Raw genomic sequence first — 17,315 nt, forward strand, 5'->3', positions numbered from 1 at the left:
TGAAATGTGCTTTTGTTTCCTCTGTTTTCCGGTTCTTTAACCGCGCTTGACCTGCCTGATATTTATTGATAAAGAAAAAGAATGTACCGGGAAAACTACATAAATGCACTGCGCCTGGAAATGGTGGAAATGGTGCGCGACGGGCTCTCGCCTGTGGCGCTCAAGTATGGCTATTCGGACGTGGCCCTGGAGAGCACCATCAAGTGGCGCCCGCTTGTGCTGGTGGTGGGCAACTATTCCTCGGGCAAATCCACCCTGATCAACGAATTTCTGGGCGGGGATGTGCAGGCAGTGGGACAGGCCCCCACAGATGATTCCTTTACGATTATCACCTATGATGATGCGGCCACTGAACAGGTCACGGTCCGGGTCACGGAAGAACGCGACGGAAAGTATCTGCTAAATGATCCGGATTATCCGTTTGAAATCCTGAAAAAGCACGGACAGCGTTTTGCCTCCCATTTCCGGCTCAAAAAGGTCAATTCCCCGTTTCTCAGAAATCTGGCCATCATTGACACACCCGGCATGCTTGATTCCATAACGGAACGGGACCGGGGCTACAATTACCAGGACGTGATCGGGGATCTGGCCCAGCTGGCCGATTTGGTACTGGTTTTATTTGACCCGCACAAGGCCGGCACTGTACGCGAGGCCCACACAAGCCTGCGCGAGACCATATCCGCCCGGACCTTTGAGGACCGGGTTCTTTTCGTGCTCAACCGAATTGATGAATGTTCATCCTTAAGTGATTTGCTCCAGGTCTACGGGACCCTCTGCTGGAATCTGTCCCAGATCACGGGCCGAAAAGACATTCCGGCCATCCACCTGACCTACTCCTCCCGGGCGGCCGGCAAATCTGACAGCAGCCGGCCCGGCTCACACGACTTTCTCTATCACCTCCAGAATCAGCGCAAAAAGCTCCGGGAGTCGGTCCTGGATGCCCCGCGCCGGCGGCTTGATAACCTGGCCTCATTTATCGAAACCCACTCCGAGCGCCTTGACCAGTTTCTCGAGGCCCTGCTGACCCATAGAAAAAGAACACAAAAATTTCAATTCAAACTCACATTGATCGGGGCGCTTTTAAGCCTTTTTCTGGGCGGGGCGGTTGCATACGGGGCCGTAATTTTCGGCCTGGCCGGCACCCTGACCGATCCATGGGCCATGGTCCTCGCAGTGGCGGCCCTGGGCGCAGGGCTGGCTTTTTGGATTTACGGTCCCATGCGCGTCATGATGAAGGCTTTTCAACGCAGGTGGCGCAAAAAAACCGATGCTATCATTTCCCTGGATACCCAGACCCGCAAAGACAACTGGCAGTCCGTGGGCCCCCTGGTATTTCGTTACCTTCAGAAAACCAGCGGCCGCTATCCTGTAAAAACCCTGAAAAACGAATATGCACAGGTCCATGAAATCTACACCGAGGGCAGCCGGGAAGTCAGAAAGGCCTTAAATGAACTGGCCAACATGGCACCGGACCAGGCAGTGTTTGACAACATTTCCAAGCCAATTGAAGATGAAGATTTTTCCGACGCTAAATCCGCAGATGATGCCAGCGACCCGGATCAATTGCCCCCTCCCCCGCAGGACCGGCCCGCAGCTTCGGAAAAATGAGTTCGTCCATTACCGCCATTAGCCCACAAAAGAAAAACCGGGGACGCTGCAATATATTTATTGACGGCGAGTATGCCTTTTCTTTGTCTGAAAAAATTGCGGCATCGCTTCAGGTAGGTGCGGTACTAACCCCTGAGGAAAAACAGCGGCTCCTGCACGAAGATGAAAAGCAAAAAGCCTTTGATCGGTGCCTGCACTACCTCCGGTACCGGCCCCGCAGCCGTGCGGAAATCATCGGGTATCTGGAGAAAAAGGGATTTTCCGGGCCGGCTGTCCAAAACGCGCTCAGCCGGCTGGAATCCTATGGTTACATTGATGATAAATCCTTTGCCCGCATGTGGATTGAAAGCCGCTGCCGCTGCCGGCCAAGGGGAGAATTTGCCCTGCGTCACGAACTGCGGCAGAAGGGCGTGGATGAAACCATCATCGATCAAATGCTCACAGACTTTGAAGAAACCGGGCCGGCGTGGCGGGCCGTGGCCCCGAGGCTTGCCGCATGGGCAAAACTGGACCGGCCGGCATTGAAACAAAAATTCTATCAATACCTCAACCGACGCGGCTTTTCCTGGGAAACCTGCCAGACGGTCTGGACGCAGGCCCTGGCGTTTCTGGACACGCAGGCTGAAAAAAAATATTAAAAACCTGTTTAACCGGGCAGCTATGGTGCCCTTTTGAGAAATTCCGCTGCCAGGGCTTGAAAATCCCGGGCGCCGTTGCTGGTTTTGCGGTAAAACACAACAGGTTTGGCCGCCTCGGTGCTGGCGGCAATGGTGGTGTTGGCGCGGATGGCCGTGTCATAAAGCATCTGGGAGTAGCGTTCATCGCTTCGCAGCCGGTCTAAAATCATGTTGCTGACCCGGGTGCGCTGATCAAAAAAAGTGGGCACCAGCCCTGAAATCCGCAATTCCGGATTGATCTCCTCCTGTACGGACTCAATGGTGTCAAACAGGTCTGTCAGGGCCCGGAAGGCATAGGGATGGGTCTGGCAGGGCACCAGCACTTCCCGGCAGAAGGCAAACACGTTGATGGTCAAAAGCGACAGGCTTGGCGGGGTGTCCATGAGAATGACGTCATAGTTTTTTGCCAATCCCTTCAGGGCCATATTTAAGCGGTTTTCCCGGCCCTCGGCTTCCACCAGCTCCACTTCGGCGCCGGCCAGATCAATATGGGATGCGATCAGCTCCAGGTTTTTCCATTTTGTGGAGAAAACCGCATCTGCAGCGTTGTATTGGTCCGGAGCGGTCATCAGGTCATAGACGGTTATGGTCTCATCATCGGCTTCAATGCCCAGGCCGCTTCCGGCATTGTGCTGGGGGTCCATGTCAACGATCAAAATTCGCTTGCCCATTGCAGACAGGGCCGCGCCAAGATTGATTACCATTGCGGTTTTGCCCACGCCCCCTTTTTCATTGGCCACCGCCACCAAACGCGCCTGCTTTGCCGCCATTGTCACCTCCTTGTCATGGGTTACGGGTCCTTATCGCCTGTGCCCGCCCCGCCGCCTGCAGGGCTTTGCCGGCCCAGGGACTTCCGCAGGCTGTCCACCTGGCCCTTGATCCGCTCAAGTTCGGAAATCATATCCTCCATCTCCGTCAGAAAATGTTTCTTTTCCTCCTGACTTTTGTTGCTGATTTCCCGGATCCGGGTCAAATCCGTGGCATATGTTTGAAAGCGCTGCACCAGCCACTGGCTCATTTCCCCGGCCATCGCATCAATGAGCACAAACAGATACTGGAACTTGAGATTTTCCCGGTAATTTTTGAAATGAAACACCACCGTGGCCTCGGTTTCCCGTTTCATCCTGGCCACACCGCTTTCCAAAGCGGAAAAGTCCGCGTTTCCGGCAGCCCCGGATCGCTTCACCAGTTTTTTAATACCCTGAACCATCCGGAAAAACCCGAGCTTCATGAAGGCCTCGGTCTGGATGCCCCGGGTGTAATCAAAAGTGGCGGCCGCATTGGGCATGGCAATACCATGGGCCTTTTTCACCCCGTCCATGGACACCGGTGCCGAATTGCCGGCGGATTGCCGGCCGCTGCTTTCCTGCCCGGACCCGCTGTGTTGTCCAAAATCCGCCAGGGTTTCGCGGATCATGCTTTCATACGGGCGGCAGATGGATTCCAGGTACTCGAATGCATAAGCCTCGTTTTCCGCAACAAAGCCAAACAGCCGGGGATTGATCTGCTCTGCCATGAAAACGTCGAGTCTTTCCTTGAAATCCTGGAACACCACAGGCAGGGTTTCAGACAACCCGTTTTCCATAAGCATGGCCCGGTATTGATCCGGTGAAATATGATAGCTGCGGATAAAATCCACCACAGCCGGCACCACCGGTCCGTGGCGTAGGTCAAAAAAGCGATCCGTATTTGTTTTCAACTCTTTTTTCAGCTGCCGGCAGGTACCGTCAAAGGTGCTGTTGATCATGGACCGGATTTTTTCGGTCTTTTTCTGCTGCTCCCGGACCTGGCTGACCAGCGCATCTGCGCCGCTGGCATCTGATGATAAAACTTTCTGGTTAAATGCCAGCCATTGCGAAAAATCCGAAATTACGGTTTCCATTCGCTGAAGCTGATTGATAAGCAGCAGCATGTAGCGGTGCTCCGTGATCAGATGCTTGAAATCCGTCTCAAACCGGTTTTTTTCCTTTTGGGAAAATCGGGCCAGGTCCTGGTCGCCGCGCCACTGGTCCAGGCGGGCCTGATCCTTTTCCGTCAGAAAATCGCGGATATCGGAAAACAGGGCATAAAGGCCGGAAAACGTGTATACCGCCGGAGAAGGGGTGAGCAGGGCAAGGTCCTGACGGACCTGATCCCTTACACGCTTTAAATCATCAAGGTTTTCATGTTCGTTAAAATCGCAGTTGATCACAAACAACACATTGCCCATGGCCCCCATCTGTTTGATCATGGACATAAATTTGAGATCCGCCTGGCGGATGCCGGTGCGGCTGCTGATCAGATAGGTAATCAGATCCGAGGTGTGCAAATAATCCTGGATCATGGCAAGGTGCAGGGGATTGGGGGAATCACTGCCCTGGCAGTCGGCAATTTCTATGTTTTCTGCCAGATCCCCGGAATCGATAAACAGCTCCAGGTCCCTGAGGTAAACCGCCAGTCCCTGGTTGCCGGCAAAGTCCTGATGCGTGTAAAAATCATTTTCTGAAAAACGCCGGATTTCAGTCCGGTCTGAAATAATTTCAGCCACCCTGTCGTATCCCTGCAGATAGGAATCCAGCAGCACACTGCTGACACTGCGGCTGTCGCGGTTGACCAGGTATCCGGCTTCCAGACTGGTCAGCGCCTGACGCAAATCCTGCCGGTCAGATGGGTTCCGGATATCAAAGGGTTCTGAAGCAGAAGAGCGCCAGCCCGCGGAAGGAAAAAGGCTCAGGGCCTGCCGGATTTCGCTGTTAATCTCCTCCCAGGGCTTGAAATAGACAACGGCTTCCAGCCGGTCTGAACGCCGGACACGGGTGACAATGGAGGTAATGACACCAGCGCCCCTTTTGAGGTAGTCACCGGAAAACAAGGAGTTGATAAAGGTGCTTTTGCCCGACTTGATGGTGCCCACCACAGCCATGCGCAGCAGGTCGTCTTCCAGGCGCTGCCGGCAATTTTCGCATAATTGCCGCCATTGCTCCAATTCCCCGCCATCACCCGACGATATTTGCCCCGCCGCCCGGTCAAGCAGATCCTCCAGTTCCCGTGCGGCCCGGCCCAGAGCCCTTTTAACTGCCTGCTGAGTCATATGCTTTCCTGCAACAATCCCCGTGCTGCCTGTAAGAATACAACAGGCACTTTATACAAATCTAAAATTATGACATGGTGGCCCCGGATTGTCAAAAATATTCTTTAGATAGTCCCATACAGCCGACACCTGGAATCCCTAAAAGCGGAGCATCAAAATGCGCACCGAACAGACCTGCTGCAAAAAAAAGCCATCCGCCCCCGGGGAAATCCGGGAGCACATCCGACCTACCGGGTAACACCCGGAAAGGATATTGAAACCCTCTCCGGGCGAGCGTTCTGCGTTATAATTCACCTATCATCTGCCGGGCCTTGTTCTCCCAATAAGGATTTTCCGTCAATGATATCGCCTCTTTCAGCAAATCCCGGGCCTCTTCCTTGGGCTCGCTACCCCACTTGTCCATTAATATCTCAGCCATGTACACATGGGCGGCAACACCGTGCGCAGTTTTGAAATATCCGGTCTCCTGAAACTCCCGGTATAACTCCAGGGCACGGTCCTTGTCATTGTAGGGCCAGGGCACTACCTGCCAGAACCGGCCCAGGGCCACGATTGGGCCGCCGTTTTCAAAATCTTTGTCTATTTCATAGGCTTTTTTCAGATTCTCCTGCGTTTTGTTCTTCAGCCCCTCTTTCAGGGCGGTGATAAGTCCCACCCCGTCTGAATACGTGCCCACGCACAGGCCGTAGTAATAATACCCGTTGGGCTTGTCCGGTTGCAGTTCCCGTGCCCGGGCGGCATATTTCATACCCTTTTTGCCGTATTCAGCACAGATGTCCTTCCAACCGTCAACCTGCCGCTTCTGGGCCAGATCTCCGTAGTACCGGCATGCCCGGGCGCATTTCCAGTTGAATTCAAAATTGTCCGGGTCATCCTCAAGCACCTCTTCGTAAATCTCAACCACCCGTTTGAGATCCTCCAGCTCCCCCCTGGCAAAAAAAGCTTCAGCGTCCCGGATCAGGCCGGAAACCTTTTGTTTTGCAACTTCTGCGGCATCTTCGGCCTTGTCCATGGTTTCCTGCACCTGCTCAGCCACCCCGGTCTCCTTGTTTTCACTTTCACTGCACCAAGCCGGATGCTGAATTAAAACCACCAGGCCCAAAATGGCGGCAGCCGTCAATGTCATCTGCAGTTTCATGCACTTTCCTCCTTTGTGAAGTTGTCTGAAAAATTCCGAAAAAACCCGGCCTTACATGCTGTATTGCTTTTCTGTTAATTGTATACGACGAAACCATGAAACAGATCAATCCCCTATTTTTTTGACTCTCCGTTGCCGGCTGTTGTGATGGATTCAGTGATTTGCAAAAAATCGACTTCATGCCCATTATTTGTAAAAACAAATTCACCCGGTTGACTTATCGGTTTTCGCCACAACCATGCAAGGAGTCCAGTGATATGCCTGAACAAAACAACGGCGGCCATGACCACGAGCACCACCATGAGGATACCCGAAAAGAGCTTGAACGGATTTTCTCCGCAGTTGAAAAACCGGTACATATTTACCTGTTTACCCGCAAAAACAAAAACGAAACCTACAATGACCTGGCCCGGCAGGTGCTGCAGCTGGTGGGAAAGGTCAACGACAAAATCATCGTCAAAACTTATGGCCTGGATCATTCCCTGGCAGACAAATACGGCGTTGTTCATTCTCCCACCATTGTCTTTGCGCCCGAAACCATAAATGTCCGATGGCTGGGCGCTCCGGCGGGAGAAGAAGGGCGGACCCTGGTGGAACTGATTCTGCTGCTGGCTTTTCAAAATCCCAATCTTGGAGAGGATGCCGCCTCGGTACTGGAACAGATTACCAGCCCCCGGCATGTGAAAGTTTTTGTCAGCCCCACATGCCCCTATTGCCCCCAACAGGCGATCAATGCCATCAAGGCGGCCATGGCCCGCCCGGATCAGGTTTCCCTGGAGATCATCGACATCCAGGCCTTTCCAGAGATTGCAGAGCAATATGATGCCCAGTCCGTGCCCCAGGCTTTTGCCAACGAAACCCTTATCGCCCTGGGCGCTCAGACCGAAGAGCTGTTTGCCGCCTCCCTGCTCAAAATGGAACAGCAAAACATTTTTATACCGGACAATGACGCCCCTGAAGTGGAGGCGGATCTTGTGATCATCGGCGGCGGACCCGCCGGTCTGAGTGCGGGCATATACGCGGCCAGGAGTGGATTTCATGCCCTGATCATCGAACGGGAGGCTTTGGGCGGACAGGTGGCCACCACGCCGGTGGTTGAAAATTATCCCGGTTTCAACCAGGTGGGCGGCAAGGCGCTGGTGGATATGATGGTCTCCCATGCCCTGGAGTACATCCGGATTTTCCAGGGTGAAGAAGTGCTTGAAGTGGATAAGGATCCGAGCCAACCCCGGCCGTTTACCGTAAAGACAAACCGCAGAAATTTTTTTGCCAGGGCCATTTTACTGGCAACCGGCGCAAAGAACCGAAAGCTCAACATTCCGGGTGAGTCCCGGCTTTCCGGGCGCGGGGTGAGCTATTGCTCCACTTGCGACGGCCCCATTTTCAAGGGCCGTAAGGTAATTATTGTGGGAGGCGGCGACAGTGCGGCAACCGATGCCCTGCACATGCACAATATCGGCGTGGAAGTGACCCTCGTGCACTGGAAAGACCGTCTTGACGCTCAGGACTACCTGGCCCGCCAGATCACCGGAAACAGCATTCCGGTACTCTACAACACAGAAGCCAGGGAGATACTGGGGGAGAGAAGCGTGCAAAAGATTATTTTGGAAAACAACCAGACCGGAGAAGTGCAGGAAGTAAAAGCAAACGGGGTTTTTGTTGCCATCGGATACGAACCAGCAGTGGATCTGGCGCAAAAACTCGGGGTTCGCCTGACCCCCCAGGGCTATATTGCCCACGAAAACCACAGGACCAACATTGATGGCATTTATACGGCCGGCGATGTGACCGGCGGCTTCAATCAGATTGTGATTGCCAGCGGCCAGGGTTCGGCCGCAGCCCTGACCATTTTTGAAGACCTGATCCACCCGTTCTGGCAGAAGCAAGCCGATAAACAGTCTTCAGGGCAGTAAATTTGTAACACAGGCGTCAAAAAGAGATTAAAAGGCGTTCATTATCTGGCCTTTCGCCTGAGACTTCTTAATCCCTGGCGCTTTTTCCCAATTGGCATCCGGGTTACGTCAGCTCGATTATTAAAGCTCCGTTTCGCTTTTCAACAGGAAATGATTTTATTGGTTCCTTTGCTGTTCCAGACACATTGGTTCCTGCGTAATCGAACGTGGATTTCCCTAAACTGCAGCACTGAATTCGTTGTTGTCCAGACAAGGGATCCAACCGGCGGCCAAAATGCGTACATTTATTTTCAAAAGCATAAAATTCATCGTCGCTCCCGTGCACTACAAGAACTCGATTCGGCAGTCCCTTACCCTCAAGACGAATAGCGGTACCCCTTTCTTTGAGTTCCGGCACTTTTGATAGCTCAAGTTCCGCCCTTTCGCTCAAATACCTCCAACAGTCCGGGTTTTCTGGCGACTTTGTTTCACAAATCCCAAAGATACGCTTAAAAATTTTCATCGTTAATCTCCCTGCCTAAAAGAATTTTGCCGACTTTATCTGCGTGTATTTTTTTTATGCCTCATGAATGGGGTGCAATAACAGGGGGTTGAAAAAAACTCCGTTTGCGTATTGCTGTTTTGCCCAAAAACAATAAATACCCATTACCAGGAAAGAGTTTCCATGATAAAGTACGCCGGCATATTCAGTCAAGCAATTACAAGGAGTTTGAACAGCCTGAGCGGGCCGTAGCCGTATGCTTGAAAGTGCCAGGATCGGCCCGAAAAGGTGCTATACGGTCACAACAATTTTTCCGAAATGGCCGCTGGCTTCCATGTAGCGATGGGCATCAGCCGTTTCCTCCAGCGTGAAGGTGCGCGCAATGACGGGTTTCAAATGGCCCGCGGCCAGTCCGTCGTAGACGAATTTTTTGCCCCGCTCCAGCCGCTCGGCATGGCTGGTGATTTCAAACAGGGTATAGCCCCGGATCCAGAGCCCTTTGCCCAGTGCCTCGGCCAGGGGATACGGGGTCGGTTCCATGGAAAGCGATCCGTATTCGAAGATGATGCCTTCGCGGGCTGCAGCTTTGGCCAGCTTTTCCAGAAACAGCCCGGATACCGGATCAAACACCAGGCGGGCCCCGCGGCCGTCGGTGATCTCTTGGGTGCGCCGGCCCACATCCTCCTGTTCGGTGACGATTACATGATCGGCCCCGGCCGCGAGCAGATCCGGCTTCTTTGCCGCCCCCCGGCTGGTGGCGATGGCGGTTGCCCCGGCCGCCTTGACGATCTGGATGGCCGCCAGCCCCACGCTGCTGCTGGCCGCGGAGATGATCACGCTGTCCTCGGCCGACACTTTCCCGTATTCCACCAGGGCGCCATAGGCGGTCATATACTTCATCCAGATGGCTGCACCTTCAACGCTTGACAAATTGTCCGGGCGGGCGGCAACCACATGGGCCGGCACCACGGCGCTTTCTCCGTAGACGCCGTATTTGCGCATGGAAAAGCCGGGTATCGTACCAACCCGGTCGCCCACGCGGATGCCGGTCACATCCGGTCCTACCGCATCCACCACGCCGGAGGCCTCATATCCGATTCGCGACGGCGGCTTGGGCTGCTCCAAATAGAGCCCCTGCCGAAACAGCACTTCAGCCCGATTGAGACCAAAGGCCGCGACTTTGATTCGCACTTCGCCCGGACCCGGTTCCTCCGCCGGCAGATCCTCTATCTGCAGTACTTCCGGTCCGCCTGTTTGATGAAAACGGACGACCCTGGCCATTATTCACCTCCCTTTCTATTGGCTGCCCGAGGCCGGGAAAGGCTTTGACAAGGCCTCGACCAGCGTTCGACAGAAATCGGGGATGTCTGCCACCACGCGCCCCCATACCTGGTTGCCTTCCTGAAAGGCGGGTGTATCCACCCAAGCGGCACCGGCATTTTCCATGTCGTCTTTGATGCCGACACTGCCGGTGGCCTTTCTGCCCTTGCAGATGCCCGCGCTGGCCGCCACCCATCCGGCATGGCAGATAAAGGCCAGGATTTTGTACCGGCTGTTCATGTCCCGCACCAGCTGCAGAATATCCCCGTTGCGGCGCAGTTTGTCCGGCGCCCAGCCGCCCGGCACAATGAGTCCGTCCAACAGATCGGCGGTCACCGATTGCGGGTCTGTTTCGCTTATTGCTTCAAGCCCGCCGCTTTTACTCGGGTACTTCTCTCCCGCACGGATTCCAATCACTTTGACAGCGGCACCCTCTTCCTTCATGCGCATATAAGGAACCCAGAACTCCAGATCCTCAAATCCGGGGCCCACGAGAATGCCGATGGTCTTTCCTTCAAGCAGCATTGCCGCCTCCTTTGAATCGTTTGCTGCACCACCGCGAAAAGCCGACGATGTGGAACACAGCTTGTTTAATAAAATAATGCCGAGCAGCGGCGTTGTCGATACCACTGCCTGCGGCCATTCAAGGAACAGTTTCAAAAGCGCTCAGTTTGGGTTGAAAATGAAAAAAAGGTGCCGGTGGTATTCTGGATCAGGGAAGGTCATAATCGCACCTACTCAGGTTTCGATTCATCATCCGGCAATGAAAAAACGATTGGATATACAATAACCGCGCTTGTGCAAATCAACAACAAAAGTCAGCCACGGTCAGAATAATTGCATAATAATGCTGATAGACTTACCCTTACCGTAAGAAAGGAGTCAGAAATGACAAGAGGTCCAGTATGTGGCATGGAGGTCGAGGACCGAAAGACCCAGCACAAGTTCCGCTATATGGAAAAACCCTATTGCTTTTGTACCCGGGCATGCCGGGAGGCATTTTCCAGCAATCCGGATCTATATCTTGCGAAAAAACCCCTTCAAGCCTGATTGATGGATATTATGGTATCGGTGACGTCTGTATGAGCCTGCCCGTGATGCTCAGTCAAAACGGGATTCAACGTCAGCTGTTCATGGATCGCAGCGACCAAGAAGTGGCCATTTTTCAGTATTCAGCAAAGAAGCTTAAAGAAGTCATTGAGCAACTCAACGAGGTCTAAGGAAGATCATTGGTTCAAAGGAGCATGTTTTGACAGAAGCACAGGATAAATCAGAACAAGACCTGAAAGCGCACAGCCGGCAAGATCAGCCGCATGATTCAGGCGGGTCACATGGCGGCCAATCCGGACACGATAAAGCTCCCTCCGGGCACCACAAGGCACATTCCGGCCATGGCGGCCACAGGGATCATCACGCCCACATGGTGGCGGATTTCAAAAAACGCTTCTATATATCCCTTGCCATCACAGTCCCCGTGTTGTTTCTCTCCCCCATGATCCAGTCTTTTCTGGGGCTGGAGGAACTTGGGTTTGCGGGCGATCAATACGTGTTGTTTGCCCTGTCCACAGCAATTTTTTTCTACGGTGGATGGCCGTTTTTAAAAGGGATCTTTGACGAGCTGAAAAAATTCCAGCCCGGCATGATGACCCTGATCGCCGTTGCCATTGCCACGGCGTATATCTACAGCAGTGTCGTGGTCTTCGGCCTTGCCGGCAAAGTGTTTTTCTGGGAGCTGGCCACCCTGATCGACATCATGCTGCTTGGCCACTGGATCGAAATGCGTTCGGTCATGGGGGCGTCACGGGCGCTTGAGGAACTGGCAAAGCTCATGCCCTCAGATGCCCATAAGGTCATGGATGACGGCAGCACAAAGGATGTTTCCATACAAGAGATTCAGGCCGGCGACCGGGTGCTGGTCAAACCCGGAGAAAAAGTCCCCGTGGACGGCGAGGTCTCAGAAGGCCAGAGTGCTGTCAACGAGTCGATGATCACCGGCGAGTCCATGCCGGTTTCCAAAAGCGCCGGCACAAAAGTGATCGGCGGGGCGGTCAACGGCGAAGGATCTTTAACAATCACGGTGCAGAAAACCGGCAAGGATTCATACCTGTCCCAGATGATCGACCTGGTGGAGCAGGCCCAGCAAAGCAAGTCCAGAAGCCAGGATCTGGCCAATCGGGCCGCTCTGTGGCTTACCATCATTGCGCTCACCTGCGGGGCGATCACACTGGTGATCTGGCTGGCGTTTATGGGAAGAGATTTTGCTTTTTCCCTGGAGCGAACAGTAACGGTCATGGTCATCACCTGTCCGCATGCCCTGGGCCTTGCGGTTCCCCTGGTTGTTGCCGTTTCCACCGCGGTTTCAGCCAAAAACGGCCTGCTGATCCGAAACCGGGCCGCTTTCGAGCGGGGGCGAAACATCGAAGCCATTATTTTTGACAAAACCGGAACCCTGACCGAAGGCCGTTTCGGCGTGACCGAAATCTTAAGCTTTTCAAATGATTACAGCCAGGAAAATTTGATCGGTTATGCCGCAGCCGTTGAATCTCAATCCCAACACCCCATTGCACAGGCAATCGCCGAAGGGGTGGAAGAACCACAAAAAGCCGAAGACTTCAAATCCATTACAGGCAAGGGCGCACAGGCACGGGTTGAAGGCAGGCATGTGAAAGTGGTCAGCCCGGGCTATCTCCGGGAAAACGATTTATCTGTCGATGATAATCGGATTGACGAATTAAACGCCCATGGCAAAACCGTTGTGTTTATCCTGATTGACGAGACGCCTGTCGGCGCCGTGGCGCTGGCCGACATCATCCGGGAAGAATCCAGACAGGCGATTTCAAAACTCAGGCAGATGGGCATCCAGTGCATGATGCTCACCGGCGATAACAAGCAGGTGGCTGGCTGGGTGGCAGAAGAAATCGGCCTGGATGACTATTTCGCCGAGGTGCTGCCCGAGGACAAGGCCAAAAAAGTGAAAGAGGTCCAGTCCCGCGGCCTGATCGTGGCCATGACCGGAGACGGTGTCAATGACGCGCCGGCCCTGGCCCAGGCCGATGTGGGGATTGCCATCGGTGCGGGCACGGAGGTTGCCGTGGAGGCGGCCGATATCATCCTGGTGCGGAGCAACCCCATGGATGCAGTGGCCATTCTGGACCTGTCCCGGGCGACTTATCGGAAGATGCTGCAGAATCTGGCATGGGCCACGGGCTATAACGCCTTTGCCATACCATTGGCAGGCGGTGTTCTTTATAGCTGGGGCATTCTTCTCTCACCGGCCGTAGGTGCCATTCTCATGTCTTTGAGCACCGTGATAGTGGCGATAAACGCCCGTTTTTTAAAGATTTCGACATGAACGATGCAGGCCGTGGATATTCTGAAACCTGAACTTATCAATTTTCAAGTTTACCTCAGATACAAGGAAGCCGAACCTTTAAAAAGCCAACATTGCGGCTATTTTTCTCCTACCGGGCAGGCGAATTCGCAACTCCGGCACCATTCGGTGACAAGGATCGGAGAGCCTTCAGAATCTCTTTGGCCGCTCTCAATAGGATGGGCACGATTGGAATCGAGTCGTTGGATACAGGTCGGACGGTCATATTGTCCAAGGGCGAACGCATTTTCGGGGCAGGCTTTTCGACAAGGCATGGCACATCCTTGGCAGGGCTGGAAATCTTCCGGCGGACGGCCGGACGGAAGACGGCCTTTGATCAATACCGCGCGAAGCCGGACTCTGGGTCCCCATTTTCGGTCCAGCAGCAGGTTGTTTTTCCCCACGACCCCCAGTCCTGCGAACACGGCAGCATCTTTCAGATACACCCCGCCTTTTTCCACATGGTAGGGCAGCGGCTGTGCACGAACCCCATGGCTCCTAAATAGCCAGGAGCCTAACTCCTCAGATATTTTGGTCATTCGGCGGTTTCCCGCGGTATTGCCGCGGTCAAACCAGTCCAGCCCTGGGTCATTTTCTGGATGATGCATGGCCAGCACCAGAAGAGAGCGGGCGTCTGGCAGCCATGGAGTAGCCTTTTCTGAATGGTTGGTCTTCCAGTTTCCCACAGATACAGCCTTGTAGGAAGGGCCACCCAACACTTCATCGATAGCTGCAATCCCTGCTCTAAAGCCATCCTGCTTTTCTGCCTCGGCAATCAGTTCCTCGGCCAGTTGGCGATGTTGGGTCATATTCTCTCCCGTGTTTTTTAGGGCCTGCCAATTGATACCGTCAAAAATATCTTTTGCACGAAAACCGTGAAAATGCAAGTTCCGACCGTGAGTGCCTGGCCTCCGGTGTAAATATAAAATCGCGCACTATAGCTATTACCGTTCAGTATTCCGGAGCTATTACCGTTCAGTATTCCGGCTTTGGGAGCAGGATCGTCCTGTCCATTAAAGTCTTTGCATCAGCAAACAAAATAAGGGTGCGTTCCCTGATCAAAACCCATTTATAATTGATTCAAGCTGCTCTCAAGCAATCGGCTTTGACAGTCTGTCCTCAATTACAGCAGCCCGGACCGGCTTGCTGAAGTAAAAGCCTTGTATCATATCGCAGCCCAGCAGCCGCAAAATTTTCAACTGCTCCCCGGTTTCCACACCTTCGGCGATGGTTTTCAACCCTAAGTGATGTGCCATGGAGATAATCGTGGATACAATTGTTGCATCATCCGTGTCTTGAGCAATATTTCGAATAAAGGAAATATCAATTTTGAGGTTATTTACCGGTAGTCGCTTCAGGTAACTGAGGGAAGAATACCCTGTCCCGAAATCATCAATGCTGACAGCCGCTCCCAGATCCCGGATAGCCTCGAGGGTTTCGCGGGTGTTTGTTACATCTTCCATGAAAGTGCTTTCCGTGATTTCACATGTCAAAAGCCGGGGGTCTATGCCTGCTTTTTGGATGATATCCGACAGATGCGCTGAAAAGCCCTTTTGCTTGAACTGTATTGAGGAAAAGTTAACGGCCACAGGTACTACATTAAGACCCTTTCCCTGCCATGAGGCGATTTGCCGGCAAACTGTTTTTACTATCCATTCTCCGACCTCTGCCAGAAGCCTTGATTCTTCAAGCACCGGAATGAATTTGCCCGGCAGAATTTCTCCGCTTTCAGGGCTCTGCCAGCGAATCAAGGCTTCCATCCCCCTGACATGGTGAGTTTGGGTATCCACGTAAGGTTGATAAACAAGAAAAAATTCATTATTTGACAAAGCGTCATAAAGTTTCTTTTCCATGTGGACAAACTCTGAGACACGGATGTTCATCCCTTCGGCATAAAACTGGTAATTATTGGCCCCCTGGCTTCGTACATCGGACATGGCAAGATTGGCATACTGCATGAGTTCTTCCGCATTTTCGCTGTCATTTGGATATACCGAAATACCTATGCTCACGGTGACCAGCAGTTCATTGTCCTCGATCAACATTGGCTGTGAGACAATTTTGAGATATTTTCGCACATATCGCAGGACCTCTTCTGTTTGGGATATTTCTGACAAAATAATGCCGAACTCATCACTTCCGATTTTGGCAACAATGCTTTTTTCATCTGATACGCTGTTAATCCGGTTTGCGGTTTCCCTGAGCACAGCATCCCCGCATGAGGGACCCAATGTGTCATTAATCAGATTAAAACGGTCCAGGTCCAATATCATAACCGCAACCAGATTCTTGTCTTTTTCAACCAATCCCATGCTCTGAGAAAGCAGTTCCAAAAACAGCCTCCGGTTTGGCAGACCGGAGAGCGGATCATAATGGGCCAGATGATTGATCCGTTTTTCCAGAATTCTCTGCTCTGTGAGGTCTTTGGATGTCACCACGAAAAAACTGAGCTGCCCCGCATCTGTTCGCACAGGGGTAATGGTGTGGTATATTTCAAAAAGCTTGCCGTCTTTCCTCCTGTTGGTAAGAATCCCCTGAAATGTATTGCCGTCCAGGAGGGTATCCCACATCTCTTTATAGTATTGTCTGTCGTGTTTTCCGGACTTGAATATGCGGGGTGTCTTTCCGATGAGTTCTTCTTTGGCATAGCCGCTGAGTTTCTCTGCAGCCTTGTTGGCATAACGGATCATGCCATTGGTGTCTGTAATGATGATCCAGTCCGAAGCCTTCTCCACAGCCGCCATGAGCAGTTCCATCTCTTCTTCCGCTTCTTTTCGGCCGGTAATGTCAGTGACAAATCCTTGATAAAAGGCGGTCTTTCCTTTTTTGGCCTTCATGGCCTTAATATGAATAGACACCCAAAAAATCCGGCCATTCCGGTCAACCCATTGACACCTGTAATCATGGATTTCTCCCCGTGTTTCCAGAAGGTTTTTCATCTGCTTTCTGTCCTCAGGATGGGCATAGATGTTCTGTGCAAGATTCGTTATCACCTCGATCAGCTCACAGGAAGCCTCATATCCCAGCATTTGGGCCAGGGTGTGATTGGCCGATAACAGTCTGCCTTCGGGTAAAGAGGTGAAGATGCCGATGGGTGCATCCATCAGAACTTCAGAGGAAATAATCGGTTCTTGCGGATGATCATGGCTGAAATCCGTATTTTTGGCGCCGCGGTCAATCATCGTGGACTCCTGTTATTGTTTACCGAATCAGATTAAGTTTGACAGGCCCAATTTTTAAGTCACTGTCAGGATGAATAAAGGTTATGAAAAAATTTTGGGGCATCCGGTAGATGCTGGGACATAAACTGAAATTCCGAAAAAGTTAATCGGAGTCTCAAACACATCGGTCGTACCAAGGGCTCGGCGAGGATGGGTTTCACAGAGAAGCTCACCGGAGATAAGGCGTCGCAGACAAGCGTTGTGCTGTGCTGAACCACGAATCCATCCCGCATTTTTTCCGAATGAAGCTTTTAACACATTTAATATAATTTTTACTTTAACCCTCTTTGGCAATCAAATGGTAGTGTTCGAAACTATTCAGAAAATATCAAAAATCTTTACATCATCCCAATTAATGGGAATTTGCGTTCTGACGTTATGCAGCGATAGATAAAACGCTAATCAATGTTATCCATCATATCGGCAAGACGCCCAGAGGATTTAATCCAAGGGGTAAACCACTTGGATTATGTCATTTCCGACAACCAAAAGTATACAGATGGACGGACTTTAGAGG

14 protein-coding genes are annotated in these 17,315 nt (G+C 52.5%); 6 read left to right on the forward strand and 8 right to left on the reverse strand.

Annotated features, from left to right (window positions below; translation table 11 throughout):
* The first annotated feature begins 81 nt into the window (after nt 1-81).
* Both HNR65_RS05315 and HNR65_RS05320 read left to right on the forward strand, forming a co-directional pair.
* Nucleotides 82-1,608 (forward strand): dynamin family protein, encoded by a 1,527-nt coding sequence (locus HNR65_RS05315; RefSeq protein WP_181550421.1) that lies wholly within the window; start codon nt 82-84, stop codon nt 1,606-1,608.
* Nucleotides 1,605-2,246 carry a RecX family transcriptional regulator gene (locus tag HNR65_RS05320; protein ID WP_181550422.1) on the forward strand — a complete coding sequence of 214 codons (642 nt, stop codon included), beginning with the start codon at nt 1,605-1,607 and terminating at the stop codon, nt 2,244-2,246. Before HNR65_RS05315 ends, HNR65_RS05320 begins: the two co-directional genes overlap by 4 nt.
* Before the next feature lie 20 nt (nt 2,247-2,266).
* Here HNR65_RS05320 and HNR65_RS05325 read toward each other — a convergent pair whose 3' ends face one another.
* The 3 genes from HNR65_RS05325 to HNR65_RS05335 all read right to left on the reverse strand — a co-directional run bounded on the left by HNR65_RS05325 (nt 2,267) and on the right by HNR65_RS05335 (nt 6,493).
* Nucleotides 2,267-3,055 carry a ParA family protein gene (locus HNR65_RS05325; protein WP_181550423.1) on the reverse strand — a complete coding sequence of 263 codons (789 nt, stop codon included), beginning with the start codon at nt 3,053-3,055 and terminating at the stop codon, nt 2,267-2,269.
* A gap of 20 nt (nt 3,056-3,075) precedes the next feature.
* Nucleotides 3,076-5,355, reverse strand: a complete 2,280-nt coding sequence (locus tag HNR65_RS05330) for a dynamin family protein (RefSeq protein WP_181550424.1) — start codon at nt 5,353-5,355, stop codon at nt 3,076-3,078.
* A gap of 283 nt (nt 5,356-5,638) precedes the next feature.
* Nucleotides 5,639-6,493 (reverse strand): hypothetical protein, encoded by an 855-nt coding sequence (locus HNR65_RS05335; protein WP_181550425.1) that lies wholly within the window; start codon nt 6,491-6,493, stop codon nt 5,639-5,641.
* A gap of 257 nt (nt 6,494-6,750) precedes the next feature.
* On the opposite strand from HNR65_RS05335, the gene HNR65_RS05340 reads away from it, so the two are divergent.
* Nucleotides 6,751-8,406, forward strand: coding sequence for an FAD-dependent oxidoreductase (locus HNR65_RS05340; RefSeq protein WP_220128293.1), 1,656 nt, complete (start codon nt 6,751-6,753; stop codon nt 8,404-8,406).
* Between the two features lie 103 nt (nt 8,407-8,509).
* Here HNR65_RS05340 and HNR65_RS05345 read toward each other — a convergent pair whose 3' ends face one another.
* The 3 genes from HNR65_RS05345 to HNR65_RS05355 form a co-directional block, all read right to left on the reverse strand.
* Complete coding sequence (locus HNR65_RS05345) at nt 8,510-8,908, reverse strand: Rieske (2Fe-2S) protein (protein WP_181550426.1); 399 nt, start codon at nt 8,906-8,908, stop codon at nt 8,510-8,512.
* A gap of 270 nt (nt 8,909-9,178) precedes the next feature.
* Nucleotides 9,179-10,168 (reverse strand): zinc-dependent alcohol dehydrogenase family protein, encoded by a 990-nt coding sequence (locus HNR65_RS05350; RefSeq protein WP_181550427.1) that lies wholly within the window; start codon nt 10,166-10,168, stop codon nt 9,179-9,181.
* Nucleotides 10,169-10,183: 15 nt separating this feature from the next.
* Complete coding sequence (locus HNR65_RS05355; protein WP_181550428.1) at nt 10,184-10,732, reverse strand: type 1 glutamine amidotransferase domain-containing protein; 549 nt, start codon at nt 10,730-10,732, stop codon at nt 10,184-10,186.
* 363 nt (nt 10,733-11,095) lie between these two features.
* Here HNR65_RS05355 and HNR65_RS05360 point away from each other — a divergent pair, with 363 nt between their 5' ends.
* From HNR65_RS05360 to HNR65_RS05370, 3 genes are read left to right on the forward strand one after another with little or no spacing between them, the layout of a single operon-like run.
* Nucleotides 11,096-11,257: a YHS domain-containing protein gene (locus HNR65_RS05360; RefSeq protein WP_181550429.1), complete on the forward strand. Its 162-nt coding sequence runs from the start codon at nt 11,096-11,098 to the stop codon at nt 11,255-11,257.
* A 32-nt stretch (nt 11,258-11,289) separates the two neighbouring features.
* Nucleotides 11,290-11,427 carry a hypothetical protein gene (locus HNR65_RS05365; RefSeq protein ID WP_181550430.1) on the forward strand — a complete coding sequence of 46 codons (138 nt, stop codon included), beginning with the start codon at nt 11,290-11,292 and terminating at the stop codon, nt 11,425-11,427.
* A gap of 29 nt (nt 11,428-11,456) precedes the next feature.
* Nucleotides 11,457-13,559, forward strand: a complete 2,103-nt coding sequence (locus HNR65_RS05370) for a copper-translocating P-type ATPase (RefSeq protein WP_232364659.1) — start codon at nt 11,457-11,459, stop codon at nt 13,557-13,559.
* Nucleotides 13,560-13,657: 98 nt separating this feature from the next.
* Here the strand turns inward: HNR65_RS05370 and HNR65_RS05375 are convergent, their stop codons facing one another.
* The gene (locus HNR65_RS05375) at nt 13,658-14,464 is read right to left on the reverse strand and encodes an epoxyqueuosine reductase (protein ID WP_181550431.1); all 807 of its coding nucleotides are present in this window, start codon (nt 14,462-14,464) and stop codon (nt 13,658-13,660) included.
* 204 nt (nt 14,465-14,668) lie between these two features.
* Entirely contained in the window at nt 14,669-16,759 is a 2,091-nt protein-coding gene (locus HNR65_RS05380; protein ID WP_181550432.1) for a sensor domain-containing protein, read from the reverse strand.
* Nucleotides 16,760-17,315 lie beyond the last annotated feature (556 nt).

This window comes from Desulfosalsimonas propionicica, assembly GCF_013761005.1.
Classification (GTDB): Bacteria; Desulfobacterota; Desulfobacteria; order Desulfobacterales; family Desulfosalsimonadaceae; genus Desulfosalsimonas; species Desulfosalsimonas propionicica.

Excerpts from the sequence above, each read along its gene's own strand:
- HNR65_RS05315 (WP_181550421.1), top strand. The coding sequence starts at position 82 with ATGTACCGGGAAAACTACATAAATGCACTGCGCCTGGAAATGGTGGAA.
- HNR65_RS05320 (WP_181550422.1), top strand. The coding sequence starts at position 1,605 with ATGAGTTCGTCCATTACCGCCATTAGCCCACAAAAGAAAAACCGGGGA.
- HNR65_RS05325 (WP_181550423.1), bottom strand. The coding sequence starts at position 3,055 with ATGGCGGCAAAGCAGGCGCGTTTGGTGGCGGTGGCCAATGAAAAAGGG.
- HNR65_RS05330 (WP_181550424.1), bottom strand. The coding sequence starts at position 5,355 with ATGACTCAGCAGGCAGTTAAAAGGGCTCTGGGCCGGGCCGCACGGGAA.
- HNR65_RS05335 (WP_181550425.1), bottom strand. The coding sequence starts at position 6,493 with ATGAAACTGCAGATGACATTGACGGCTGCCGCCATTTTGGGCCTGGTG.
- HNR65_RS05340 (WP_220128293.1), top strand. The coding sequence starts at position 6,751 with ATGCCTGAACAAAACAACGGCGGCCATGACCACGAGCACCACCATGAG.
- HNR65_RS05345 (WP_181550426.1), bottom strand. The coding sequence starts at position 8,908 with ATGAAAATTTTTAAGCGTATCTTTGGGATTTGTGAAACAAAGTCGCCA.
- HNR65_RS05350 (WP_181550427.1), bottom strand. The coding sequence starts at position 10,168 with ATGGCCAGGGTCGTCCGTTTTCATCAAACAGGCGGACCGGAAGTACTG.
- HNR65_RS05355 (WP_181550428.1), bottom strand. The coding sequence starts at position 10,732 with ATGCTGCTTGAAGGAAAGACCATCGGCATTCTCGTGGGCCCCGGATTT.
- HNR65_RS05360 (WP_181550429.1), top strand. The coding sequence starts at position 11,096 with ATGACAAGAGGTCCAGTATGTGGCATGGAGGTCGAGGACCGAAAGACC.
- HNR65_RS05365 (WP_181550430.1), top strand. The coding sequence starts at position 11,290 with ATGAGCCTGCCCGTGATGCTCAGTCAAAACGGGATTCAACGTCAGCTG.
- HNR65_RS05380 (WP_181550432.1), bottom strand. The coding sequence starts at position 16,759 with ATGATTGACCGCGGCGCCAAAAATACGGATTTCAGCCATGATCATCCG.